Source organism: Sphingopyxis yananensis (assembly GCF_020687785.1).
Lineage (GTDB): Bacteria > Pseudomonadota > Alphaproteobacteria > Sphingomonadales > Sphingomonadaceae > Sphingopyxis > Sphingopyxis yananensis.
The window spans coordinates 230,108-255,230 of record NZ_JAJEWI010000001.1 but is presented as its reverse complement, the minus strand read 5'-3'; the positions used below and the strand labels follow the sequence as shown (position 1 = coordinate 255,230).

Here is a 25,123-nt window from a genome sequence, read left to right as displayed (position 1 = left end):
TTGTATATAACAAACAGGAAAGGGATGCACGATGGCGCTCAACATAAAACATCCACCCCGGGACTCTCAGTTTTTAACGGACGTTTTCCAACAGGGGTTAGCGCGATGGAATAGCCTTCGCTTGGCGCCCAGCTTGCCAGACCCAGACTGGCAGCGTTCGATGGAACATGACCAGCGGATGCTGCGGCTGGAAGGCGGCTTCATCGAAGAACTTCGTCACGAGATATCCGAACTGGCGGCAGACGCCCCTTCCCATCCGGCTAATTTTATATCTTGGTTCGAAGACTTAAAGGCTAGCGGTCCCGGACAGAATGACAGCCTGTTCGATTGGTTAGCAGAAACCGCTGACTTCGATGACTTTCGATGGTTCATGGAACAAGAAGCTGCGGGGGAAGCAGGGTTTGACGATTTGGTCGCCATGACCCAGGTGAAGCTTCCGCTTCGTCCCAAGTTGGAAATGGCATGCAATTATTGGGATGAAATGGGACGCGGTCGCGAGCAAGGCATGCATGGGCCCATGCTGGAAACCGTGTCTGATGCTTTGAACATCAACGTCTCTATTCAAAACACCGTTTGGGAAAGTCTGGCATTGGCCAATGCCATGACCGCCATGGCCACCACGCGGCGATATGCCTGGCATAGCGTCGGTGCGCTGGGCGTTATTGAGCTGACCGCGCCGACCCGCGCTATATTGGTTGCCAAAGGATTGAAGCGCATAGGTTTGAACGCCCATCAACGGCGCTATTTCGACCTGCACGCTCATTTGGACATCAAGCATAGCGCTGATTGGAATAGAGAAGTGATTTTGCCCGCAATCGAAGAAGACCCCGCAAGAGCAAAGGCCATCGCGGAAGGTGCCTTGATCCGCCTACGCTGCGGAGAGCGTTGTTTTGATCGATATCGCTATGAGCTTGGCGTGTGTTAAACCGTTTCGAAGCTGGAGATTTAAGCGCATCCAAATTGTCTATTCGTTTTCGAAGTCCGGAATCAAAGAGGGCCGCGTCATATGACACGGCCCTCTTTGATTATCAGCTTTGTGAAATCACCTTATCGGTTTTGATTGTCACGATTCTGATTTTGGCGGTTGGAATTTTCAGCCTGTTCCTGCGAGCGATTTTGTGAGCTCGGCTGGTTTGCCTGATCCATCTGCGACCTTGCTTCGTCAGACTGCTGACGCTTGTCAGACTGCTGTCCATTTTGATTGGGATTATTGGTTTGGTTTTGATTTCCCATGTCCATTCTCCTTCATCATCTGTCCAAAAGCGGACATAAGATCAACGGAGACCCTCCCCCCCTTGTTCCTTTGGAATATTTGTCTGAAATGGGCTTAATGTTCAAATAAATTAATATACATTCAAAAATACGAGCATTTAAGCCAAATAATAAAAATATCATAATTTAAAACAAACGATGAGGCGACTTATTTTAAAGACAGATAGTCATATATTTTTTATATTCTTAGAAGAAATTTCGCTCATAATTAGAAAAATATTATTAAAAATAGAATATTAACATAAATAATTCATCAAGCATCATGAAATTGCGGCGTCATCGTCTTTTTCAAGCGACGCAGATTGATCCCCATCGGAACGAATGAAACTGATTTTTCCATGAGGCTCCATGATGGCATAAGCCACATCAGAAATTTTGGCGATGCCAGCCATTCTCATCTCTGTTTCCAACTCTGCACGCGTGATGCGGTCCCGCCGCATGTTTGGTGATACGATCTGACCATTTTGAATGAGGACACGAGGCACGCCATCCAACACTCGTTCGGCCCAAGGGGAAAGATAGGTAGTCCAGCTTAATGCCAACGCCCAAAAGGCGATGGTACTGATTGCAAGGGTTGAACCGGTCAGACTTAAATCATTGTGCGTAATGCCTTGCTGAACAAGGTCGCCCATCACGATCAACAGAACCAATTCGAATGGGGTGACCTGCGTCAGTTCTCGTTTACCCAGTAACCGCAATAGCAGATACATGATAAAGAACATCACGGTTGCGCGCAGAATAATATCCATCAGGGCAGTACCATTGTCTGAAAATCAATTTCCGCGAGTTTCGTTGGACCGTCCCACACGATGATCGGTCCGCGAACCTTTCCTATGAGTGGGGGATTTATCTGGCCATCGACTTTAAATTGAAACTGGCCGCCTGGCGGAAGATCGGAGAAAGTAAAATGATGCGCCCCATCACGATATGCTTCCTCTGTCGCGCTAGGGATCATGGTGTTGATAGTCATGTCCCGCCACAATTCATCGGAAACGCTCAGCGACAATTGATGAATGGGTCGCTTCGCATGCACGGTAAGTTGGGTCTCAAAGGCCAAGCCACTGCGAACAATAGTGGGGCTGTGAATGGAAAATTTCAGACGTTGGTTTTCAACCCCTTGTTTGGGTGACGGGTTACCACCCATCAAACCCATGAGGCCAGCGATCATCAGCAGCGTCAACAGAAGCAAGGGCAACGGATTGGCAAATCCCTTTTGCACATCTAGCGCATCCGCACTGATACCATCTGGCGGCGGTGACATCATCTTAGACTGTCCGCGCTGGATGTGATTTAGAGGGCAAGTCTGGATGCCGAACGGCTACGCGTAAGTGGTGGATTGCGGCCTGCAATGCCGCGACCCTAGTCGCCCCTCGGCCAATATCGCCAAAACGGTATAGCTGATGATCACAATAGCCGCCTTCTGTGACGCAGGCCATGTGCACAAGACCAGCCTCTTGGGTGGGACCAGCTTTGCCCGTGAAGCCAGTGATCGCAAAAGCAACGGTCGCGTCAGATCGCTGCAGGGCCCCCCATGCCATTGCTCTTGCGACTTCCTCACTGACATCGCCATGCCAACGGATCATTCCCGCTGGCACACCCAGCAAGTCACATTTGGACCGCTTGCTGTATGTTACGAAGCCACGATCAAAAACATGGCTGGTGCCCTCAACATCCGTCAGCAGCGAAGAAAGCAATCCACCGGTGCAGCTTTCCGCCGTCGCCAGTTTCAAGCCTGCTCGCCCCGCGTCTTTTAGCAGCGCGATTGCCTCACCGATTAAGGTGTCTGGAAGCGCAGGCGCGAGTGTCTCCGCGTCGCATTCGAGTTCGTGGGACAGCATGTGAAGCAAACGCGCCCGCCCTCGGCCAGTTCCGATTGTACCACGGCATGTCGGGCTGGGGCGGCAGGTGGCCGCAGTCGAATGAACGGTGTCTGGCTTGGAATGGTTGTTGAATGAAGGAGAAGTGCGATGGCCAAGACCGACAAGATGATCCACGAAGACAAGCTGCGTGGGAAGGAAAGCAAGCTTCATCCAAAACCGGAATGCGAACCACGCTATTCAGGTTCGGGTAGGCTGAAAGACAAAGTCGCCATTATTACTGGGGCAGATAGTGGTATCGGTCGGGCCGTGGCGGCACTTTATGCCCGCGAAGGGGCGGACATCGTTATCGTTTATCTGATGGAAGATGATGACGCACTGGAAACCCAAAAAATTGTCAAGGCGGAAGGCCGCCAATCCATCGCAATTAAAGCGGATGTTGGCGTATCCAAGATGTGCGAGCAGATCGTCCATGACACGATGGAAAAATTTGGGCGCATCGACATATTGGTCAACAATGCAGGCGAGCAGCATCCCGACAAGGATATTACCGATATCACCGAGGAACAGCTGCGCCGTACATTTCAAACCAACATATACAGCATGTTCTTCCTGACCCAAGCGGCACGGCCCCATCTTAAATCTGGCAGTACGATTATAAACTGCACATCCGTAACGATGTATAAGGGGTCAAAGGAACTGCTAGATTATTCCAGTACCAAGGGTGCAATTACGGCCTTTACCCGTTCCCTTTCTGAAAATCTTATTGGCGATGGAATTCGGGTCAATGCCGTTGCGCCAGGGCCGATCTGGACGCCCCTTAATCCATGTGGAGGCGCTAGCCCCGAAAAGCTGAAACATTTCGGCGAGGACACCCCGATGGGCCGACCTGGGCAGCCGAATGAAGTGGCTCCATCCTTTCTATTTCTAGCATGTGAAGACTCTAGCTACATGTCAGGTCAGGTTTTGCATCCAAACGGCGGTATTATTGTGAACGGATAGGGATAAATTAACATGTGAATATTGTATTTGAATGAGCGAATGTGAAATCCACGCTAGGGCACCGTCATCCATTCACCGATCGAAGAGCGACATCAACGGCTCTATTCCAAAGCGCGCCAAGTTGTCCGTAAAATTAGCTCAAAACCCGCCGACCATTCACGCAAATACGCCCAGAGAGTCGAAAAGGGTGGAGCAGGAGCCGAGCCGTTCAATACATCTCTTTTACCAATCGGGATTTTACTCCTAATCAATCATAGTTATCTGGTTAAATCAATGAGTTATAAGTTTTAAAAGATACCGAAAATGTAATTTTACGCGTCCATATTGCGCATTGCCGTTTTATCTAAGAGCTTCAATTGCCCCAACTCCTGACACTGCAGCCCTCATAGGTTTAAGCCCGAAATAAAAGCACAAAAGCACGATCGGTGTGACTAGTAAAAACGTCAAGGCGAGCGCGACACCTAATGCGCTGCCATCCGCCTTCAAATGGTTAGAAAGGAAAGCCACAACTGTGGGCCCAGCGCCAAAGCCAATGATATTATAGCACAATAGGAAAAAGCCAGACATTATTCCGCGCTTGCTACTCGGCGTTGCCAAGGCCAGGCCAGAGGCGGCAACGGCAATAAAAGGACCGGCGGTGCTAACAATCGTTAACCCCACTAATGTCAGTCCCAAATTCGTCGACAAATATCCGACTGCAGCCGCAGCAGCGAGTGCGGGCATCACAAACAGATACAGCCGAAGATGCGCATCTTTATAGCCTTTATTTTGCAGAAAATCCGCAAGATAGCCGCTGCCCAACATGACAACAATGCCCCCGACAACACCACTTGGGCCGGCTTTGTATATGCGGCCTTCGTTATCGATACTTACGTTCGCCGGATTGTGGGCAGCCGGGCTAGCAGAACAGCTCACACGAGTTTCGTGCTGGATGCCTTGGAGCAAGCGATCCACGAGAGGCGTCCAGCCCATCGAGGTGGTCTTGTTCATCACAGCGACCGCGGTTCTCAATATCTATCCATTCGCTACACCGAGCGCGTCGCCGAAGCCGGGATCGAACCTTCGGTGGGCAGCGTTGGCGACAGCTATGACAATGCTTTGGCGGAGACCATTAATGGCCTTTACAAAGCCGAGGTAATTCACAGGCGAGGACCGTGGCGCTCTTTCGAAGCCGTCGAATTTGCCACATTGGAGTGGGTCGAATGGTCCAACAACCGGCGTCTGCTGAAGCCCATCGGCAATATTCCGCCCGCAGAGGCCGAAGATCGCTATTATACCATGCTGGACGAACAGCCCATGGCAGCATAACTTAAACCAAATAGCCTCCGGCAAACGTGGGGCGGTTCAACTGCACGGTGTTTCGCGGATATGCGCAAGATCAAATTATGTCCCAGTCCGCCTTTTCACACCCGGGCTGGATGCCGTGCAGTGGGCTTCAGAAACATGCTAAGCGCCACCAAAATGTGGAAACATTGGCCGCGTAGGGCCATTTAGGGGAATTTAGCCTGTGGCGGTGTCCGCCACGGGAAAGCGGCGCGGAATAGGCGTCCCCCTACCTGCAGCCTTGCAGGAACACGCAGGGGTGCTGGAAGAACTTGCCGCGCTGCTCGCGGGTGGTGATATGCCGCGCGCCGCTGTCGATCACGGGTCATGCGCAACGCGAAGCCCAGCACGCAACATAGGGCATTTTAGGCGGAATGGGGGAGCAATCAGAAGGCATCTCGCCCAATCCCTGCTTGGACGGCAGGGCGGCTTCGCCATGAGATTATGGCGTATGATGGGCTTGCCCTTATGCAGGCAAGCCATCCATTCATAGGAGCCCCTGCCATTTCGGGGCAAAAGAGTAGCACCTAAGGCGACAGTTGCTGCGCCAGACGACAACGCCGCTACGCTTCAGGCCGATCTGGCTGGTAAATATCCGTCAAATATTTATCGAGCAACGCATTGACCTCGGCAGATTTCTCTAATTGGATCAGATGCCCTGCCTTTGGCAGCATGTCGATTTGACGGACCTCTGCATGGTGATGATAAATATCCCCCAAGGGGTCGTCGCCGTGCCACGCTTCTAGGTCGACATCATGTTCGCTGCCAATAAAATAAAAAGGGGCTTGCGTTTTCAGGCCCCGCCAAGCGGCGCGCTGTTCCCAGCGTATATCCATGGCACGGTACCAATTCAGGCCGCCAGTAAAGCCGGAACGGGCATAGGTCGAGGCCATGACGTCCATTTCTTCGGCCGATATCCATGCCCATGGCAGCGGCGGAGCGGCTGGCAAAGCATCCAGATATTTTGTGCCGACCGGATGTTTCCAGACATCAAGATAATGATAATCGCCGGACAAGGCATAGAGAACCCGTGTGATAAATTCTTTTGGGGCCTCGGCCAAATCGGCGTCAGCAATGCCTTCGGGTCGAAAATATTCGATATGGACAAAATGGTTTTTGGCCCATGCCGCAGCCTCGGCCAGCGGTGAAATATCGGCTCGTTCAGGGTAATGAGGATTTTCCAAGGCGATGATGGCCTTCACCCTGTCGGGGTGCAGATGGGCCAAGTCATAAATGGCAAAAATGCCAAAGTCCAAGCCGGCAAAAACGGCCTGTTCTTCACCCAAATGGTCCAGCAAAGCCGCCAAATCACCGGCGGTTTGGAAGCAATCATAGGCTTGCGGCGACGCTGGGGCATCCGTTTCGCCCATGCCGCGCAGATCGGGAGCAATGACCCGCCAACCAGCATCGGCCAGATAGCGGATCTGGCGGTGCCAACTATACCAGCTATGCGGAAATCCATGACATAATATGATCAGCGGCCCTGTGCCGCATTCAACATAATGGACCCGAATGTCGTTAATGTCGGCCCATTGATGATCAAATATATTTTTAATAAGTTCCAATGCCCTACCCCTCTCCCCAAGACATAGAAAAGCCCAGCGCAAGCCGAAAAACGGTGTGCGCTGGGCGATATTATGGCATCATTTAGAAGCCGAGCTTGACTTCTGCACCGATGACGCGCGGTTCGGAATAAGGCGCCGTCTGGGAGAAGAACCCAGTTTGCTGGCTGCCTACGCCGATGGCGAATTGACGCGCGCGATTGTCGAACACATTATTGGCGAACAAAGCGACCGTCAGATCGGCGTTGTTCAATTCGCGCTGATAAGCGAGACGCAGGTTCACGACTTCATTGGCATCGCTGCGATAGAAGTGGTTGCCAATGACCGAAGGTCCGGCTTGCGAGGAAACAGCCATGGTGCTTTGATAAGAATAGGTTGCATAGGCCGTAACCGACGAACCACCCTTGGCGTAAAATTCCCAATCACCCGACACGGTCAGGGCGTTTTTCGGGACGAACGGCATGGTGAAATAGCCAGTTACATCGTCGCCAACATTTCCATCAAAGTCAGGATTTACATCGGGGTCAAAAGTGGTGTCGGGGAATGCCAACACCTGCTTCAGCTTTGCATCCAGCAAAGCATAAGACAGACGCAGGTTCAGGGCGCGCGATGGACGATAGCCGACCTCAAGCTCCAAACCGTTGATCGTTGCGCGGCCCGCATTGACCGTGGAAATCTTGGACAAGTCGACAGGGTCCGCGGCAAAGTCAATTTGCATGTCGCGGAATTTGTTATGGAAAGCCGACAGGTTGACCGTCAATGCGCGGTCGAGGAATTGCGACTTAACGCCCGCTTCCCATGCTTCGACCTTTTCAGGGCCAAAGGTTTCCGTGAAGTCCAGTCCGCCTTCGGCCGAACCGCCGGCCTTATAGCCCTTGGAATAGCGAGCATAGGTCATCACGTCACGGTTCCATTGCATCGCAAGGTTTACCGATGGACTGAAATTGTCGAATTTCTGGTTGTTGCGTGTGTTATCTTCGGTGACCGCGTCATAATACCATTGCGTACGTCCGGCCCGACGCACATCTTCGGTATAACGCGCGCCAAAAGTCGCCTTCAGGCGGTCATTCAAGATCGGCGGTGTGACGGTGACTTGCAAATAAGCCGCCTTGGAAATCGACTTGGCATCGATCAAGCGTGACGTGTCCGCCTCGCCGCCTGGAATCATAGCGCCTTCCAAAAATTGGTTCTGGAAATGCGTGCCGGTTTCTTTGAAATAATAAAGACCGCCAGTATATTCGGTGCGATCACCAATCGAGCCAACAATCTGCAATTCCTGCGTATATTGTTTCGCGCGATAATCGTGGAATTGCTCGGTCGTATAAACGCCATCTTCGATCGGATAGGATTGGCCGACGCCATAATTCACATATTGCTTGGAATCCGACTTGCGGTACGACGACAAGGAGCGGATCGTCAGGCTGTCATTGACTTCATAGTTCAACGTCAACTGATGATCGGTGAAGTGCGAACGGCTCTTTGGCAAGTCCAAAGGCGCATAGGTCTTGTCACTGTCCAGATCATAGCCGGGCACCAAGCCAACAAGGTCGGGGTTGAAATAATAAGGCGGGGTCGACAAGACACGGCCACGGGCAAAAGCATAGTCGATGGTCAAGCCATCCACAGGCTTCAAGCGGGCGGCGATACGGCCTGCCAATTGGCCCGATCCGTGGAAATTATTGCCGCCGCTATTCTTCACATAGCCGTCTTGGTTGGAATAAAGCAGCGTACCCTTCAGCGACAAGGCGCCGATGGCGGGCAAATTGATATTGGCCAAACCACGGACATAGTCGCGGCTGCCATAGGTCGCGCTGACGCTGCCGCCAAATTCGCCCGTCGGCTTGGACGAAATGATGTTGACCGCGCCGCCGGTGGTGTTGCGGCCATACAGCGTGCCCTGTGGGCCGCGCAATACTTCGATACGCTCGGGATCACCAAGGTCGAACAAGGCGGCTTGTGGACGAGCGATGTAGAAACCGTCGATATACATACCGACGCCGCCATCTTTGGTGATCTGGCCAGCGTCAGCCGAGCCTTGGCCGCGCATGGTCAAAGACACCGTGTCCGACGAATTTGGATAAGCCGTGACGTTCAAGCTTGGCACGGCTTGAGCGATGCCGCGAATGTCCGAACTGCCGTGGTTGGCCAGATCTGATCCAGTGGCAGCAGTAATGGACAGCGGAACATTTTGCAGACGTTCGGCACGGCGCTGCGCCGTCACGACAATTTCATTGCTTTCAATGGCAGCATCCTGATCGACTGCCTCTTGGGCGGATACGGATGTGGTGCAGACCAGACCGCTTGCCAAAATGGACAGGGCAAGGCTGGATTGGCTTGAGGCCAGAAATAATTTTTTCAATGCATGTCTCCCATGAGATATGCGACATCCCCTTAACTTTTTTTCGCATTTGATCAATGGGTTTTTAATTATTAGCAATCATGCGTAGATGCTTTGTTAAAATTATCCGACATTCACTGCTTGTGATAAAATAGTACAGGATGCAGCGCCTTCGTGTCTTTTTACGCAACAATTCCGCCGAATGCGGTGCCATATCGCTTCACGATATCGCGGCAAATGATATGAGGATTTTGATAAAAAACAAAGACATGGCGTCGCATCTGACGAAGTTTCACACCAGATTGCACTGGGGATAACGAATGAGATGAAGATCTGTGGCTGCCCTAGCAGCGGTCAGACCATTTCAGGGCACGCGTGGAACTGATCCGCTGTATCGAACATGCGCCACCCCTCGGCCCGCGCCGCCGGACACGGGGCCTCCGCCCACGGCAACCGCCATGCCCCGCCCATGCATGGGCGCGGATTAACGCGTTTTGGACACGGCGGCCCGCGCGGTATCATGAAGTAAGGTACGAAAACCGCCGAGCAAGGCCATGTCAGACGGATCATAATTGAAATCTGGGCCGAGCTGCTTGCCATTGCATACATAAAATAAGGAACTGCTGGCGACAGAGTTGATGAGGAAAATCGGGCTAACCGCTCGAAATTCGCCGCTGGCCACCCCTTCCGATATCACTTTTTCCATATCGCGCAGTGCGCTGAAGGAAAATTGCGTCGGATTTTCCCCGCGCGGTGTCGCGTCAGCAACCAAGCGCAAGATGATGCGGGCCGCCGTTGGGCGCTGGACCAGATAATCTAGCCAGCCATCTAGCAACGCCAAAAATCGGTCCAAATGCCCTGCGGCATGCAGCATGGATTCACTGGCGGCGCGGTGCATGGATTCGAATATATCCAATTCCACCGCATCGTAAAGTTCTTGCTTATTCGCAAAATGATAGACGATGGACGGTCGGCGGATACCCACCGCCAGCGCCACATCTTCTAGCCGAGCGGCGTCAAAGCCTACATTTGCAAAAACTTGTTCCGCGGCTTCCAATATGGCGCGCCGCGTCATTTCCCCCCGCGTGTGTTGAATTGGCTTCAAGACCTGCACCTTTTTTATCGAGCCGCCCCATCTTCGCCGTAGCCTTGGCGCGATCTTTTGGGAACCGCAACTTTTCATCTTGATTTCTACCTTCACGTAGGTAGAAATTCTTCCTCAAGGTAGGCAGGTAACACACCTACCCATTCATGTCAGGGAGAGAGGGGATGTCCGTGCGTTTGGATTTCACGTCCGTTTATAAAATCATGTTGATGGGTGCATCGGCCAGCATCGCAATCACGCCCGCGATGGCGCAAGAAACAGCCCCTGATGGCGGCCTAGAAGAGATTATCGTTACCGCGCAAAAGCGCGAAGAATCCTTGCAAGACACGCCTATTTCCCTGGCCGTTTTTGGTAGCGAAGGTCTGGCGACCAAGGGGATTTCTGGGCTTGTCGATTTACGGTCGCATGTTCCCAATTTGCAGCTAACGCCCCACCCCAACAGCGCATCCACCACCCAAATTTTCATGCGCGGTGTCGGACTGGCGGATGACCAGATCACGCAGGATGGCAGCGTTGCCGTCTACATGGACGGAGTCTACGTCGCCCGCAGCCAAGGCCAAGCCCTTGAGGTTGCCGAATTGGAACGTGTTGAGGTGCTACGCGGTCCGCAAGGGACATTATATGGGCGCAATGCCACCGGCGGTGCGATCAACTTTGTGACCCGCAAGCCCGAATTGGGTGACTTTGGCGCAAAGCTTCAGGCGACTGTCGGAAACCTCAACAATCGCCGCTATAAAGCGGCCGTCAATATTCCTATGGGCGAGACACTGGCTGCCCGCCTGTCCTATGCCAATATTCGCCAAGATGGCTTTGTGAAAAACCTTGGGACGGGTGTTGATCGCTGGGGTGACAAACGCCGTGAAGCGATGCGGGCCGACATTTATTGGCAACCCAGCGATGCGTTTAATTTGCGCTACAGCTATGATCGGTCCAATATTGACGACACGCCAGCTTTTCTGGCTTTCTCTCCGCTTTACCCATTGAAAGCGGACTGTCCGGTTGCGGGCAGTGAGCATGTGCGCGACTTGTTACCCAACGAAGTGGTGTCACAAGGTCACAGCCTGACCGCCGAGTGGGACGTTGGGGACGCGCTGACCGTTCGTTCCATCACCGCGCACCGCAAATTGCGCAACTTTCAAAATCAGGACTATTTGTCTGGGATCACGGGCCCGGCCCCCTTCCAAAAAAATCAGAGCAACGCGCATCAGAAGCAATGGAGCCAAGAAATCCAGCTGGTTGGCGACACAGCCAATGGCGAAATAAATTATGTCGCTGGTTTGTACTGGTTTTCAGAGGATGGAAGCAATTTTAGCAACAGCTACACCACATCAAGGGCCACCAGAACCTTTACCACAACGCCAATTTCCAACCGTTCCTTCGCGCTCTTTAGTCAAGTGACATATAGCCCCGAATGGGCAGATTCGCGTCTTCACATCACCGCCGGTGCGCGCCACAGCTGGGATAAGCGTGAAGCGATGATGTTCAAGAAAACGCAAAAAGATGGCGGATCTATCATTGACGATCCCGCCATTGGTGACGGCAGCCGGAAATTTAAGGACTTTAGCCCAAGCTTGGTTGTTGCTTATGACCTTGCCGATCATGTGAACATCTATGGCAAAGTTGTCAGGGGGTATAAATCGGGCGGCTATAATACCCGCGCCAGCAGCATTGAAGCATTCGATCGGGGCTTTGGTGCCGAGTCCCTTTGGTCCTATGAAGCGGGACTTAAAAGCCAATGGCTGGACAATAAGCTACGTTTCAATATCGCAAGCTTTCTAGCCAAATATAATGACATTCAGGTGAATGTTCAGTCCGATCCCGATAATATTCGGATTACGGACGTATTAAATGCTGGTAAAGCAACCATTAAAGGCGTCGAAGCTGATCTAACATTGGTTCCGACAAAGGGCCTTCGTTTCAGTCTGAATTACGGATATCTTGACCCGCAATATGACGAAATATTGGATGCAACCGGAAAAGATATTTCATCAAAATTCCGTTTTAACCTTGCGCCCAAGCATAGCTTGGCCGTCGAAGCCAATTATGAAATATATGATCTACCGATCGGCACATTGGCGGCCAATATAAATTATACAATGCAAAGTAAGGTGTATACCAGCGCCACCATCAGTTCCGGAAAATATATTACGGGCGACTATGGACTGCTCAATGCACGCTTGTCTTTGACGGAAATCCCTGGGCTGGACGGCTTGCGCTTGTCAGCATGGGGCCGCAATCTGACCGACAAGCAATATTATACGATGCAGTTCAACGTCGGTGCACCTGCGGCATTATTTGGTGACCCGCGTACTTATGGACTAGATTTGTCGTTTGAATTCTAATCACCATTGGCCATCCTATCACTAGGCCGCATCGCGGTGCGGCCCAGTGACATTGTGGACTGCAACAAATGTTGCATAAGGCCTGCCAATTCCAACAAATAACTTACTGAAAAAATATAAAAAAGGATGTCCTTCGCATGACGCATGCGCTTACCCCCTCATTGAATTTGCCAAACACCCCTGTTCTGATCACTGGCGGCGCGTCGGGGATCGGCTATGCGTGCGCCCAAGCCTTGGCCGCGGTCGGGCGTCCGGTCGCCATTTGGGACATCAACGGCGACCGCGCCGCTGAAGCCGCAAAAAATATTCACGCTGATTTCGGCGTTGCCACCCATGCCGAAGCCATCGATTTGCGGGAGCTGGCAGGCTATTCGGACTCCATCGACAAGACACGTAAGGCATTGGGCCCCATTGGCGGCTTGGTTCATGCCGCGGGGATTGTCGATCAAGCATCTGTGGACGGTATCACCGAAGAAAGCTGGGCTGCGGGCATCGACACCCATCTTCGCCCGCTCGCTATTTTGGTCCGCGACCTGCTGCCAGATTTTTCGGCTCAGCCCCATTCTGCTGTGGTTGCCATCACGTCGATCAATGCGACATTGGGCAATGCGGTTAACCCGATTTACAGTGCCGCAAAGGGCGGCATGCTGTCGCTCGTTCGCTCGATGGCCGACCGACTGGCCCATGACGGCATTCGGATCAACTCCGTTTCACCTGGCCAGATATTGACCCCTATGATGCAGCCAGCGGTTGATCATTTGCCAGACGGCTATTTTGAAAAAAGAATCTTGTTAGAACGTTTGGGTGCGCCGGAAGAAATCGGACGTGTCGTTCGCTTTTTGCTGTCCACCGAAGCCAGTTATTTGACCGCCGCCGAAATCGTCGTGGATGGCGGAAATATCAGTTCGCAGCGCGGCTAGGAGGGGAAAATCATGAAATCGACTATGGTGATATTGAGAAGCGGCTTGACGCTTGGTTTGGCCCTTGGTGGATGGTCGCAGCTTAGCGCGGCAGAGGTTGCCAAGCCCTTGGTTCAAGCTGCCCTAGTGGCCCAACCGGCCACGGCGGGTGAAGCAAAGTCGGCGTTGCTCAGCAATGCGGCCAACTTCCGCGATGCGGGCGGCCACCGAACAGAAAATGGGCAATGGGTCAAAACGGGTATTTTGTATCGGTCCGATCAATTGGACCGCTTGTCCGATGACGACCTTGGCCGCATGCTGGCCTTGAATGTCGGGACCATCGTTGATCTGCGCACGCAAAGCGAGCGGAGCCATGAACCGGATCGGGTTCCAGCGGGCGTCACGCATATGGTTTTGGACGTGGCCAAAGATGCCGAAGGCAGCATTGGCGGCGATATGCGCTCTGCCATGGCCAAAATCGCTGCGGGCGAAGGCGCGAAAATGTTGATCGAGGCCAATCGCGACTTTGTGAATGTCGCGTCCGCGCGTCATTCCTATGCCGAGTTGATAAAGAAGGTCGCTTATGGTGACGATGCATTGGTTTACCACTGCACTGCTGGCAAAGACCGCACCGGATGGGCGAGCGCGGTGATATTGTCCCTGCTTGGCGTGTCCCGCGCAGAAATTGTCAAAGATTATATGGCCAGCAATCAATATTTGGCTGAGAAAAATAAACGCACTTTGGCAATGGTCAAAGCCGCAAACCCCACATTCGTCGCACAGCATCTGGAAGATGTGATGACGGTTCGTCCCGAATTTATCGAGGCGGCATTCCATGAAGTCGGCGTGCAATTTGGGTCTATGGAAAATTATGCCCAAAATGCTTTGGGGCTGGATGCAGCTACCATTCAGCAGTTGAAAAATCGTTTGCTGTCGGACCAACAAGTGTAATCAGGGCTATGCGTGAATGGACGCGGATATAGGCGTCATAGATTGATATGGGGCGGGAGAGATGGGGGCAGCCCCTACCCGCCCTCTATCGTAGCCTGTCGCAGTGCTGGATTAGCCCCTCTAGTGCGGGCATTTGGGCGTGGTGAGCGTATAGTCCTTTTGTTTCACTGCTAAATTTTATCGCAGCCGAAATGATTTTTTATATTTTTAGGAACTAAGCCAGTTGACACCCCGACGCGCACAGTCTAGTGGCCCTCTCGTCAGGGCGAAGCATCGCATCGCTCAGATATAAAACGCTTTTCATTAGCATAGATCTTTCAAAGACTATGACGAAAAGCACAGGCGATTTGATGTCCCAAACATCAAATAAAAGGTAAGGAAGGGATGAAATCTCCCTTTACATAACCGGCAAACGCCTTATGACACACTCACGTTTCGCATGAAACGGTAGACACTCCGGTTCGGGGAGTAGCGCAGCCTGGTAGCGCATCTGGTTTGGGACCAGAGGGTCGTAGGTTCGAATCCTATCTCCCCGACCACTTCAAAATCCAAAATTCACATCATGAATTTCGTCATTGCCTTTGTCGGCAATGGGGGATCTTGCAACCATCATGGTGCGATAGGCCCAGCCATCAGCGTCCGACAGGATGACGTCCAACTGGATGACACGGGGCGTCCCATATTGGTGTGCGACAAGCCATCATGATGATGTGCACATCCATGGCAGCATAGGCCCCACTTCCCTTCATTGCTCTAGCCCGCACGTGTGCGGCCTCGGCATAGCCGTGGCCCATTAATTGCTGCGAATATTTTTCTCTTGGGACGCATCAGACGTCGCCAATGGCAAGTGCAAGGCGATGGCACTGGGCGTGATGTCTAATGCTCCGCCGTTGCTGGCCGCGAGGCTGCCGACCAAACGCAGCGAAAAACCAAGGCTGAGAATATCTGCGGCGGGTGCCTCGCCTTCTGGGCTATAGCCGGGATCGAGCAACTGCTCGGCTGACGCAAATCTTATGGTGGATGGCCGCACGATGCGCAATTGCATCACGTCGCTGGCAGTGAGGTCGGCAATCAATTGCCCAACCATCAAGCTTTCACTTTCCGACACGTCGATCAACGCCGTAAGCAAGCGGCCAATCATCCGGCGCGCATTCCCTAGGTCGGTGCGCGTAAGGAAAGGACCGCCTTCTTGGGTGATGTTAAGGCCGACACCCTGATCCGCCAGCAACGGCTGCAAATCCTTGACGACAAAATCGACCACATCGGCAATATCGACAATGTCGCTATGCTCTGACAGCATGGTCTTGCGAACCTCCGCCTGAGCATTGGCGGCATCCAAATCCTCAATCGTGCTTTGGACGCTGGCGGCATCCTCGATGATGCTGTCCGCCATCACGCGGTAAGAGTCGCTAACCGGACCAAAGATTTGGCCAGAAATAATCTGGGCAAAGCCTGAAATGGCATTTAAGGGGCTGCGCAATTCGTGGATGAACTGGCGAATACTGTCGCTGGCTTCTGGCCGATCGGATTGGCCATAGGGCCGGTCACGGCGAAGCGGGCGTCGGGCGATGGCGCTATAACCCTGAAACTGCCCGCTTCTTTTGTCGAATATCGGCTCAGCGGAAAAAAGCCATTCGCCAGCCGCATCCGTTTTGCCGCCCAAATATATACGGGAGTGGAGTATCTCTGCCCGTTGACGAAACGCCCCTGCTGCGGCGGCATCGGTGCCCGGAATCACCCCCGTTGCCGCGTCGACAATGGACATTCCGATAACCAGCGCGGGCGATACACCGTCTACTTGGTCGATCAACCCGTCGCTATTGATGTGAAAGCGAAACTGGGTGGGGGCTAGCTTGGGTGGGGTGTCGGTCGGCTTCAGCGGTGGCAGTGGACCGCTTTCTGCCATGTTACCCACAGGGGCATGGGACTTACCAGTGTCAGCCAATTTGCTGCGGATCAGGGCTTCAATGGCTTTGATCGCGGATAAGATGTCGTCGGATATCCCATCCTCTGTGGGGGATGGGGTGTTTGCCGCTGTTGACGCCGCTGGGGACGCCATTGGGGCGGGCGCTGAAATTTCCACCGCCTTCCTGTCTGGCGCTATGCTGACAGACGGAGCCTTGGCCACTCCGGGGGATAGTGACGAGTTGGGTTTGGAAGATTGAAAACGATCAATGCGCCGCACAAGTTCGCTGATGGGGCTGTTGGCACTGATGTCGGCTTCGTCATAATCCGATGAAGGCGCAGCGCGGCCAACTGGCACGCCTGCCTGTACTATATCTGCTTGGTCTGGGGCTGCCACCCGATCACCCTGCACCGACGATAACAGAGGGCGTGTTGGTTGGGCAGCGACATCTGCCGCCGCATCATGCGTTGCGGCTGCGACGCCGCTGCGAAACCAGTTGCTTTGCCGGGCCAATATGGGCCGCTCGTCCGCAAAATAGGCATTGGGGGGGGCGGCTTTACATTGCGCCTTTTCCGCGACCTCTATGCTGGCCACATGGGCGGGCGGCAAGGCCATAGCCCCTGCCCCAAGGCTTTCCAATGCGCGCCGCACGCGGGGGTGCAGGTCCGTTCGCCCAGTCAATATGGAACGCGCCACATCATTGGTGGCGGGCAGCAAAGCGAGCCAGTCGTCGGTGGGCAAATGGGCATTTTGCAGCATGGCCGCCGCGACCATAACGGTATCATTGGCATATAAGGCCACCAAGGGCGCAAAACGTCCGTGATGCGCGACGGACAAAGCCGTGTCGCGCCGGACATGTTCTGGCACTTTGTTTCGCAAACGCGCCAAAGTGCGCAAACTTTGTTGTATTTCGTATTGATTTAATTGCATTCCGCGCTGGGCAACGATATCGCTCAATTGACGCCACATAGCGATGCATTCCCGCAGGTTCTGCGGGTCGCGCTGTAAAATCGTCGCGATCATCATATTGGCCGTCACGCGAAATCTGCTCCTGCGGATATTGCCGTGTTGGTGTTTAGCTTATTGATCAGGCTGGTTTTTCCGCCCGCAAAAGGGAATAAATTCCTTGCGCGTTTATGTGGAACAATTGCATTCGCCTGAAACATTATTATACTACAGTAAAATTAGCATAGCGGATATTATATATATGGCCTCTCAAAAATTCGATGATATCGATCTTCAGATTCTCAGCGAACTGCAAAAAGACGGACGCATGACGAATGTGGAGCTCGCTCACATGGTCGGATTGACGGCACCGCCCTGTCTTCGCCGTGTTCGCGCGTTGGAAGAAGCAGGTGTGATTCGGTCCTATCATGCGGATCTGGACCCCGCCAAATTGGGTTATGGCATCACTGTTTTTGCGATGGTCAGCCTGCGCAGTCAGGCCGAATCTGATCTGAAGACATTTGAAGATTATATTGGCACCCTGCCAGAAGTGCGGGAATGCTATATGCTGAACGGCGAAATTGACTTTTTGTTGAAGGTCGTGGCGCGCGATTTGCAAAGTTTTCAAGCCTTTCTGACCGCGCATTTGACCTCTGCCCCCAATGTCACCAGCGTGAAAACATCGCTGACCATTCGCACTGCAAAACAATTGGCGGGCATACCGGTCGACGCATAATATATGCCGAGGCTGGACCAGCCTTTGCCTTCTTATTTTGTGACATAATAAAGGGGACGCCTAACCAAATGGTTAAGCGTCCCCTTTATATGATATAGCAAAATTAATTGGCAGCCGCTGGTGCAGCCTTTGCCTTGGTCTGTGCAACCCACAGCTTGGCGAGGCGTGCGCGTGGGCCGGTGGTCACTTGGCCCAAGGTCGCGGCGCCGGCGTCCGTCTGACCAGCGAGCAACTGGGTCACACCCAAGCGATATTGCCCGACCGGATTACCGGAGGTGGCAACGGCCTGATATAATGGGATAGCCTTGGCATATTCACCCATGGCCACCAGCGCGTCGGCGGTACCCAATGCGGCGCGCGGGTTGCTGAGCGTTGCAGGCTTTGCTGCATCGAGCAAAACAGCCTTGGCATCGTCACGCGCACGCGGGGTTTGCGATTCCAAAATATCGTCGAAATAGCTATCCTTGGCTGGGATAACACCTGCGGCCTTGCCTTGTTGGATCACCGATACAACTTCGCCAGGCATCGCGGCTTCGACGCCCAGCGCCGCATATTCGCTATATTCAGCGCGTTCGGTCATCGACTTGGTTTGACGCATCAAGCGCAGGATATCCAGATTAAGCGCTTTGTCACCGCCCGCATCGCGCAGCATGATGAACAGCAGGTTACGCCATGCGGCGGCCTGCGGATAATCTTCGACGCGCATGCTCAGCACGTCCAGCAATTCTGGGGTGCGGTTGGCATTTTGGAAGGCTTGTGCCGGACGCACATATAATTCGTCCGATGGCTTTTGGCCAGCAGCACGCTGCGCAGCGATCGACGCTTGGGCCACTTCCCAACCCTTGTCGAGATTGCCGCTGCTCAAATAGCTGTCCATCAACAAGGCAGGCAGAACGGCTTCGGTCGAACCGGCAGCTTTGGCGGCCTCGAAACGGGTTACGGCCTTGGCATAATTTTTCGCTTGATACGCAAATTGGCCAGAGAAGAAATTATAAGGGGCCAAGCTTTCAGGCGGGGTCATGCCGCTGTCCAGCATTTCATCCAGACCTTGGCCCTGCACAGCCTGATCGTTGCCGATAATACCTTGTTGCAGGCGATAGAAACCCAGCAGATATTTGTCGTCGGCCGAGGTCGCCGCACCAGCCGCTTCGGCCAGAGCAGCTTGCAGCGCGGCGGCATCCTTGGCATTTTGCGCGTCACCCAGTTTTTTCAACATGGGTTGGAAACCACGGCTTGGGCTTAATTGCTTACCCTTGGCGGCCTGTTCTTTCTTGGGCTTTTCCCGTGCGTCGGCGGCGCTGGGCGCTGCAACCAAAGTGAGGCCCAATACAGCAGCCATAGCCGTGGCCGGCAAGGTACGGAAGCGGTTCAACATTCAAAACTCTCCTCATCATACAGCCGCCATGCCCAGATCGTTGAACCGGACGTGCCGCGCTTCAATTAATGCGGCTAACGTCCGATTGCAGCCAAGGCAATATGGCCGACGGACTTTTACATTTGCGGGCCGGTGTCTGAACGTAATTTGAACCCGTTTCGTCGATGAAGCGGCTTTGCGGCTTGAACTTCATTCTATGCGCCGCAAAACTGGTCGGAATTGTGGATGCGTAGCGGATAGCGCAAAGCTTGGGCCATTGGGTCCGTCTGATCGGTGGCGGCTGCGCAGCCTGAAAAATCATATGGGAACATGTCATGTGGACCAAACATCATTTGGGCTGCAAATTAATTTGATAATCCTGCGGTAAATTGCTGGTCAAAGCCTGTATTTTTGCGGCATTTATGGCATGATGAACATTAGCGGCACAGGGATGTCGTCCGAATATCGCATCCAGTTCATATATTTAGGTGTCATACTATGTCGGGGGAAAAAAAGATCGTGGGACTGTGGCGCAGCGTAACCGATCCTTCTTCGTCTACAAAAGCCGTTGCTGATGACGCGCCGGTTGGCGCGGGCCCTGCCTCGGTGTCCGCACCGACCGCGGGTCGCCACCCCAATGATAGGCGCAGCGCGCCCGATATGTCCGATCAGCCATCCGGCCATGCCATGCGTCAGCCCCATCGCGACCAGCGCCAAGCCCCGCGTTCCCCCGACAGCCACGACGATAATATGGTGATGACCGACAACCCGATGGACGCCCAGCATATTTATAATGTGCCAGATCAGGATTGGGACATGGACCATGGCGGTCCCAGCCAAAATCGCGGCATGACGCACTATATGTCCGCCTTGGCCGCATTGGCCGCAGGGGCGGCCATATTATGGTGTGGTTTCGCCTATTACGCCGTGAGCCATGGCTTTTCCGCCGCCCCAAGCATGGCACAATGGCCAGCCTTAATCGCGGCTATGACCGCGCCGATGGCGCTCGGCCTGATCATCTGGTTGATCCGTGCCCAATCTAGCCCCGCAGCCCAAACCAAATTCTTGCGCGTCGCTGCCGACTTGCGCGCTGAAAATGACGCGTTGAACCAGTCCATGGCCAGCCTGAGCCGCCATTTGGCTGATGCCCGCCAGCAATTGAGCGAGCAGGCCAATTTGGTTCAGCAATTGGGCCTTGATGCCGTCGCGCGAATGAACGACAGCAGCGGCAAATTGGCCGATCATGTGGCGCAAATCGCCAGCGCCAGCCAGACCCTGTCTGGATCGGCGGATGGTGCGTTTCAGCGGATGGATGGCCTGTTAACCGGCCTGCCCCGTGTTGACGATGTGGCGCAACGCTTGGCCCAGAATTTTCGCGACGCTGGCCTGGCCGCCCATCAGCATGGCGCGCAGTTGGAAGCGCAAATCGCCAGCTTGGGCGACAGCGCCGACAAGGCTGCCCGCCAAAGCGATGTCGCCGTTGCCACGCTGCGTGATGCGATTGATACGCTGCAATCCTTGTCGCAAGATACGGAAACGGGGCTGGTTTCGGCGTCCGAGAAGGTGGCCGAGGTCCAGTCCAACGCTCTGTCAGCAATGAGCCGTGGCACCGCCGCCATTCACAAGGAGTTGGAACAGGGCACGCAAGAACTGTCCACCCGTATGGAAGCCATGTGGCAAAGCTTCCGCCACGGGGTGGACGACGCCTCCGCCCATTTGGACCGCCAAATTTCGCTGGCCCAAAGCGGTGGCCGCGAATTGACCACGCAATTGGCGTCCCACGCCGATCAAAGCAATGCGCTGGCCACCCAGATGCAGCAATTGGTCGAGGATGTGGCCGAACGTCTGACCGAAGTCGACGGCTTGGTCAGCCGCAGCGCAGTGGGCATTGAACGGGCCATCGACACCGTCCACAGCAAATTGGACGCCTTTACCGCCGATGTCGGCAGCAGCAACCGGTCGACGCAGCAGTTGATCCAGCATTCCGATGCTTTGTTGCTGGCGCTGGACAGCGTGACCCGCGAGTTGGACGAAACGCTGCCGCTGGCGTTCCAGCGTTTGGACGATCATGAAAAATCCGCCGAAACCGCCCTTGCCCGCCTGAAACCTTTGTTGGAATCATCGGAACTGGTGGCTCAATCGACGTTGTCGCATGTTCAATCGGCCGAAAAGACGCTGCTGACCAACGAAGCGCAATTGACGCGTCAAGCCAGCCAGCAATCCACCATGGCGGAACAATGGCAAGATACGCTGGCCACCACACAGCAAGCCTTGGCGGCTTTGAAGCAGCAAGCCGATGACTTCGCCAATGACAGCGGCAGCCAAATGTTGGCAGCCTTGCAACAGGTTCGGGATAGCGCCGATCAGGTGGCACAGGATGCGCAGCACCGCTTTGCCGCCCTGTCGGACGAAAGCCGTCAAAGCCTGCAAGCCCATGGCCAGTCGGCAGTGGACGAAGCGTTTCGCAGCGAAATGCTGGCGCAATTGGAATCGATTGAACTGGCATCGCACCGCACCGTGGCTGCCGCGAACAGCGCATCGGAACGGCTGACGCACCGCCTGAGCGAGATTATCGAGGTCAGCGAAAAGGTAGAACAACGCACCGCCGAAGCTGAACAAGCCATTGCCGCGTCCGACCGCGACACATTGGCGAAACAGGTCAGCCTGCTCACCGAAGCGTTAAAATCCACCGCCATCGACATGACCAAAATCTTGTCGGCAGAGGTCAGCGATCAGGCGTGGGAAAGCTATTTGCGCGGCGACCGCAGCGTCTTTGCCCGCCGCGCTGTAAAGTTGTTGGACCATGGCGATACACGCGAAGTGTTGCGTCTGTACCAAAATGATGGCGCGTTCCATGCCTCGGTCAACCAATTCATCCACGACTTTGAAGCGATGCTGCGTTTGTTGATGAATGCGCGCGATGGGTCGGCCATCAGTGTCACCCTGCTGTCGTCCGACATCGGCAAAATTTATGTTGCCTTGGCACAGGCCATTGATCGTCTGCGGGGATAAGGTCGGTTTGCGGCGACCAAATAGCCAGAAAAAACAACGAAAAAGGCCCCGTCAGCGCAGAACGAAGCGCTGACGGGGCCTTTTTCTTTAGAATAAGCGCGACCCGTTGGGCACGGCTTGATCGGGGGAAAAGAGGATGACCGCGCCCTGATGGTCCGCAAAGCCCAAGGTCAAAACCTGCGACATAAATTTGCCAATTTGGCGCGGCGGAAAATTGACCACGGCGGCGATTTGGCGGCCGAGCAGGTCGTCGGGCGCATAATTTTCCGTGATCTGGGCGCTGCTTTTTCGCACGCCCAAGCTGCCGCCAAAATCAATTTCTAGCTGATAAGCCGGTTTGCGCGCCTGCGGAAAAGGCGCCACATTCACGATGGTACCGACCCGTATATCCACTTTCAGGAAATCATCGAAACTGATTTCAGGGCCAGCGGGGCTGTCGGCATCATGGGATAGGTGCATAAAATCAATCCAGTATAAACAACAACGCCCCGCCCGGCCCCATCAGATGATCGGGGCAAGACGGGGCGCTGCGGCATTTAAGCCGTCAGATTATTCCAGTTCAAGAATGATCGCATCCACGGCCAAGCTTTCGCCTTGCTGTGCATTCACCACCTTGACCACGCCAGTTTTTTCGGCGCGCAGGATATTTTCCATCTTCATCGCTTCGACGGTGGCAAGCGGTTGGCCAGCTTCGACGGTGTCGCCTGCCTTGACATGCAGGGCGACCAGCAAACCGGGCATCGGGCAGATCAGATATTTCGACAGATCAGGTGGGATCTTTTCGATCATATGCGCTGCCAAAGGCGCGATGCTGTGCGGCAAAACGCGAACATTGTGAATATGTCCACGCGCCGTCATACGCCATCCGGTGCGAGTACGCGCCAGTTTGACAGCCAATTCTTCGCCATCAATATCGGCCACAACCAGCTTGTCGCCCGGCGTATATTCCAGCGCGATATCCAGCTTTTCGCCATTGACCTTGATATGCTTACGGCCAATTTTCACGTCGAACTGGTCGTCGCCCAGCGCCACTTGCCATTTGGCCGGTGCTTCCAAACGGTCGCCCAATTGGCCGTCGATGCGGCGGGCACGGTCTGCGTCGGCGCTGGCCATAAAGCCTGCGATGGCGGCCAAGGCTTGCTTGACATCGTCATTCACCGCTGCGCCCGTAAAGCCTTCGGGATATTCCTCGGCAATGAAACCAGTGGTCAATTCGCCCGTACGGAAACGCGGATGCTGCATGATCGCCGACAAGAAGTCGATATTGTGGCCCAGACCTTCCAATTCGAAACGGTCCAGCGCCGCCACTTGCAGATCAGCGGCTTCGTCGCGGGTTTCGCCCCATGTGATCAGCTTGGCGATCATCGGATCATAATAGATGGACACTTCGCCGCCATCTTGCACGCCTGCATCCACGCGAATGCCGTCTTCGCCGCGCAGGCCGCCAGCCCATGGTTCCACGGGCGGTTGGAAACGCACGATACGGCCCGTCGATGGCAAGAAGCCGCGATAGGGATCTTCGGCATAGACGCGATTTTCAATCGACCAGCCTTCGATCTTGACGTCATCTTGGGTGATGCTGAGCGGTTCGCCCGATGCGACGCGCAGCATTTGTTCGACCAAATCGACGCCGGTAATGGCTTCGGTGACGGGATGTTCCACCTGCAAACGGGTGTTCATTTCGAGGAAGTAAAAGCTTTCGCCCGTCGCGTCGGCGCCCGAAACGATCAGTTCCACCGTGCCCGCGCTGTGATAATTCACGGCCTTGGCCAAAGCAACGCACTGTTCGCCCATGGCCTTGCGCATCGCAGGGGTGACGAAGGGTGACGGCGCTTCTTCAACAACCTTTTGGTGACGACGCTGGATCGAACATTCGCGTTCGTTGAGGTAAATCACATTGCCATGCTTATCGCCCAAGATTTGGATTTCGATATGGCGTGGGTTGAGGATGAATTTTTCAATGAATACACGGTCATCGCCAAAGCTGTTCAGGCCTTCGCGCTTGACGCTTTCAAAGCCTTCACGCACGTCTTTTTCGTCATAGGCAAGGCGCATACCCTTGCCGCCGCCGCCAGCCGAGGCTTTCATCATCACCGGATAGCCGATTTCGTTCGAAATTTCGACGGCATGTTCGGTGTCGCGAATTTCGCCAACAAAGCCGGGTACAACGTTGACGCCTGCTTCTTTGGCCAGTTTCTTGGATTCAATCTTGTCGCCCATGGCGGCAATGGCGTTGACGGGTGGGCCGACGAACGCAATGCCTTCGGCGGCCAAGGCTTCGGCAAAGCTGGTGCGTTCCGACAAGAAACCATAGCCGGGGTGCACCGCTTCGGCGCCCGTTTGTTTGCAGGCGGCAATGATCTTGTCCGCGATCAGATAGGATTCCGATGCGGGCGATGCACCAATATGCACAGCTTCATCCGCCATTTGCACGAACGGCGCACGCGCGTCTGCGTCGGAATAAACAGCCACCGTCTGGATACCCATGCGGCGCGCCGTCTTGATCACGCGGCAGGCGATTTCGCCGCGATTGGCGATCAGGATCTTTTTGAACATTTT

Annotated in this window: 19 protein-coding genes, 1 tRNA gene and 1 pseudogene; 9 read left to right on the top strand and 12 right to left on the bottom strand. The window is 54.2% G+C overall.

Translation table 11 applies throughout. The annotated features are described in order from the left end of the window. Positions 1-31: 31 nt before the first annotated feature. Positions 32-925: an iron-containing redox enzyme family protein gene (locus LKO31_RS01180; RefSeq protein WP_227688244.1), complete on the top strand. Its 894-nt coding sequence runs from the start codon at positions 32-34 to the stop codon at positions 923-925. A 122-nt stretch (positions 926-1,047) separates the two neighbouring features. Here the strand turns inward: LKO31_RS01180 and LKO31_RS01175 are convergent, their stop codons facing one another. From LKO31_RS01175 to LKO31_RS01160, 4 genes are all read right to left on the bottom strand, one after another. Further along, on the bottom strand, positions 1,048-1,233 hold the full coding sequence (locus tag LKO31_RS01175) for a hypothetical protein (RefSeq protein ID WP_227688243.1): 186 nt from the start codon (positions 1,231-1,233) through the stop codon (positions 1,048-1,050). Between the two features lie 299 nt (positions 1,234-1,532). After that, positions 1,533-2,021: a DUF421 domain-containing protein gene (locus LKO31_RS01170; RefSeq protein ID WP_227688242.1), complete on the bottom strand. Its 489-nt coding sequence runs from the start codon at positions 2,019-2,021 to the stop codon at positions 1,533-1,535. Next, on the bottom strand, positions 2,021-2,536 hold the full coding sequence (locus LKO31_RS01165) for a hypothetical protein (RefSeq protein ID WP_227688241.1): 516 nt from the start codon (positions 2,534-2,536) through the stop codon (positions 2,021-2,023). The genes LKO31_RS01170 and LKO31_RS01165 overlap by 1 nt, the downstream gene beginning before the upstream one ends. A 1-nt stretch (position 2,537) precedes the next feature. Further along, on the bottom strand, positions 2,538-3,110 hold the full coding sequence (locus LKO31_RS01160; protein ID WP_227688240.1) for a CinA family protein: 573 nt from the start codon (positions 3,108-3,110) through the stop codon (positions 2,538-2,540). A gap of 129 nt (positions 3,111-3,239) precedes the next feature. Between LKO31_RS01160 and LKO31_RS01155 the strand changes: the two genes are divergently transcribed. Continuing rightward, entirely contained in the window at positions 3,240-4,091 is an 852-nt protein-coding gene (locus LKO31_RS01155) for an SDR family oxidoreductase (protein ID WP_227688239.1), read from the top strand. Between the two features lie 339 nt (positions 4,092-4,430). On the opposite strand, the gene LKO31_RS01150 is transcribed toward LKO31_RS01155, so the two are convergent. Further along, complete coding sequence (locus LKO31_RS01150; RefSeq protein ID WP_227688238.1) at positions 4,431-4,895, bottom strand: hypothetical protein; 465 nt, start codon at positions 4,893-4,895, stop codon at positions 4,431-4,433. A 21-nt stretch (positions 4,896-4,916) separates the two neighbouring features. Here LKO31_RS01150 and LKO31_RS01145 point away from each other — a divergent pair. Then, a pseudogene (locus LKO31_RS01145) lies at positions 4,917-5,399 on the top strand (DDE-type integrase/transposase/recombinase); the annotation flags it as partial. Between the two features lie 578 nt (positions 5,400-5,977). Here LKO31_RS01145 and LKO31_RS01140 read toward each other — a convergent pair. The 3 genes from LKO31_RS01140 to LKO31_RS01130 all read right to left on the bottom strand — a co-directional run bounded on the left by LKO31_RS01140 (position 5,978) and on the right by LKO31_RS01130 (position 10,428). After that, on the bottom strand, positions 5,978-6,979 hold the full coding sequence (locus LKO31_RS01140; RefSeq protein ID WP_227688237.1) for an alpha/beta hydrolase: 1,002 nt from the start codon (positions 6,977-6,979) through the stop codon (positions 5,978-5,980). An 82-nt stretch (positions 6,980-7,061) separates the two neighbouring features. Continuing rightward, the gene (locus LKO31_RS01135) at positions 7,062-9,335 is read right to left on the bottom strand and encodes a TonB-dependent receptor (protein ID WP_227688236.1); all 2,274 of its coding nucleotides are present in this window, start codon (positions 9,333-9,335) and stop codon (positions 7,062-7,064) included. Positions 9,336-9,798: 463 nt separating this feature from the next. Beyond that, entirely contained in the window at positions 9,799-10,428 is a 630-nt protein-coding gene (locus LKO31_RS01130) for a TetR/AcrR family transcriptional regulator (protein WP_227688235.1), read from the bottom strand. A gap of 155 nt (positions 10,429-10,583) precedes the next feature. Between LKO31_RS01130 and LKO31_RS01125 the strand changes: the two genes are divergently transcribed. The 4 genes from LKO31_RS01125 (at position 10,584) to LKO31_RS01110 (ending at position 15,150) form a co-directional block, all read left to right on the top strand. Beyond that, complete coding sequence (locus tag LKO31_RS01125) at positions 10,584-12,761, top strand: TonB-dependent receptor (protein ID WP_227688234.1); 2,178 nt, start codon at positions 10,584-10,586, stop codon at positions 12,759-12,761. Between the two features lie 137 nt (positions 12,762-12,898). Continuing rightward, positions 12,899-13,681 (top strand): SDR family NAD(P)-dependent oxidoreductase, encoded by a 783-nt coding sequence (locus LKO31_RS01120; protein ID WP_227688233.1) that lies wholly within the window; start codon positions 12,899-12,901, stop codon positions 13,679-13,681. Between the two features lie 12 nt (positions 13,682-13,693). Next, a complete protein-coding gene (locus tag LKO31_RS01115; protein WP_227688232.1) occupies positions 13,694-14,611 on the top strand; it encodes a tyrosine-protein phosphatase in 918 nt (305 codons plus the stop codon). Positions 14,612-15,073: 462 nt separating this feature from the next. Further along, a tRNA-Pro gene (locus tag LKO31_RS01110) sits at positions 15,074-15,150 on the top strand. 254 nt (positions 15,151-15,404) lie between these two features. Here LKO31_RS01110 and LKO31_RS01105 read toward each other — a convergent pair. After that, positions 15,405-17,555, bottom strand: a complete 2,151-nt coding sequence (locus tag LKO31_RS01105) for a sensor histidine kinase (RefSeq protein ID WP_227688231.1) — start codon at positions 17,553-17,555, stop codon at positions 15,405-15,407. A 169-nt stretch (positions 17,556-17,724) separates the two neighbouring features. On the opposite strand from LKO31_RS01105, the gene LKO31_RS01100 reads away from it, so the two are divergent. Next, positions 17,725-18,198 carry an Lrp/AsnC family transcriptional regulator gene (locus LKO31_RS01100; RefSeq protein WP_227688230.1) on the top strand — a complete coding sequence of 158 codons (474 nt, stop codon included), beginning with the start codon at positions 17,725-17,727 and terminating at the stop codon, positions 18,196-18,198. A gap of 103 nt (positions 18,199-18,301) precedes the next feature. Here the strand turns inward: LKO31_RS01100 and LKO31_RS01095 are convergent, their stop codons facing one another. After that, entirely contained in the window at positions 18,302-19,573 is a 1,272-nt protein-coding gene (locus tag LKO31_RS01095) for a tetratricopeptide repeat protein (protein ID WP_227688229.1), read from the bottom strand. Between the two features lie 477 nt (positions 19,574-20,050). Between LKO31_RS01095 and LKO31_RS01090 the strand changes: the two genes are divergently transcribed. Next, positions 20,051-22,564 (top strand): coiled-coil domain-containing protein, encoded by a 2,514-nt coding sequence (locus tag LKO31_RS01090; RefSeq protein WP_227688228.1) that lies wholly within the window; start codon positions 20,051-20,053, stop codon positions 22,562-22,564. A gap of 87 nt (positions 22,565-22,651) precedes the next feature. Here the strand turns inward: LKO31_RS01090 and LKO31_RS01085 are convergent, their stop codons facing one another. Together LKO31_RS01085 and LKO31_RS01080 are read right to left on the bottom strand one after the other, a co-directional pair. Beyond that, positions 22,652-23,023, bottom strand: coding sequence for a tRNA-binding protein (locus tag LKO31_RS01085; RefSeq protein WP_227688227.1), 372 nt, complete (start codon positions 23,021-23,023; stop codon positions 22,652-22,654). 90 nt (positions 23,024-23,113) lie between these two features. After that, positions 23,114-25,120, bottom strand: a complete 2,007-nt coding sequence (locus LKO31_RS01080; RefSeq protein ID WP_227688226.1) for an acetyl-CoA carboxylase biotin carboxylase subunit — start codon at positions 25,118-25,120, stop codon at positions 23,114-23,116. Positions 25,121-25,123: the final 3 nt, after the last annotated feature.

Coding starts and splice junctions, on each gene's coding strand:
- LKO31_RS01180 (WP_227688244.1), top strand. CDS start 32: ATGGCGCTCAACATAAAACATCCACCCCGGGACTCTCAGTTTTTAACG.
- LKO31_RS01175 (WP_227688243.1), bottom strand. CDS start 1,233: ATGGGAAATCAAAACCAAACCAATAATCCCAATCAAAATGGACAGCAG.
- LKO31_RS01170 (WP_227688242.1), bottom strand. CDS start 2,021: ATGGATATTATTCTGCGCGCAACCGTGATGTTCTTTATCATGTATCTG.
- LKO31_RS01165 (WP_227688241.1), bottom strand. CDS start 2,536: ATGATGTCACCGCCGCCAGATGGTATCAGTGCGGATGCGCTAGATGTG.
- LKO31_RS01160 (WP_227688240.1), bottom strand. CDS start 3,110: ATGCTGTCCCACGAACTCGAATGCGACGCGGAGACACTCGCGCCTGCG.
- LKO31_RS01155 (WP_227688239.1), top strand. CDS start 3,240: ATGGCCAAGACCGACAAGATGATCCACGAAGACAAGCTGCGTGGGAAG.
- LKO31_RS01150 (WP_227688238.1), bottom strand. CDS start 4,895: ATGTTGGGCAGCGGCTATCTTGCGGATTTTCTGCAAAATAAAGGCTAT.
- LKO31_RS01125 (WP_227688234.1), top strand. CDS start 10,584: ATGTCCGTGCGTTTGGATTTCACGTCCGTTTATAAAATCATGTTGATG.
- LKO31_RS01120 (WP_227688233.1), top strand. CDS start 12,899: ATGACGCATGCGCTTACCCCCTCATTGAATTTGCCAAACACCCCTGTT.
- LKO31_RS01115 (WP_227688232.1), top strand. CDS start 13,694: ATGAAATCGACTATGGTGATATTGAGAAGCGGCTTGACGCTTGGTTTG.
- LKO31_RS01100 (WP_227688230.1), top strand. CDS start 17,725: ATGGCCTCTCAAAAATTCGATGATATCGATCTTCAGATTCTCAGCGAA.
- LKO31_RS01095 (WP_227688229.1), bottom strand. CDS start 19,573: ATGTTGAACCGCTTCCGTACCTTGCCGGCCACGGCTATGGCTGCTGTA.
- LKO31_RS01090 (WP_227688228.1), top strand. CDS start 20,051: ATGTCGGGGGAAAAAAAGATCGTGGGACTGTGGCGCAGCGTAACCGAT.
- LKO31_RS01085 (WP_227688227.1), bottom strand. CDS start 23,023: ATGCACCTATCCCATGATGCCGACAGCCCCGCTGGCCCTGAAATCAGT.
- LKO31_RS01080 (WP_227688226.1), bottom strand. CDS start 25,120: ATGTTCAAAAAGATCCTGATCGCCAATCGCGGCGAAATCGCCTGCCGC.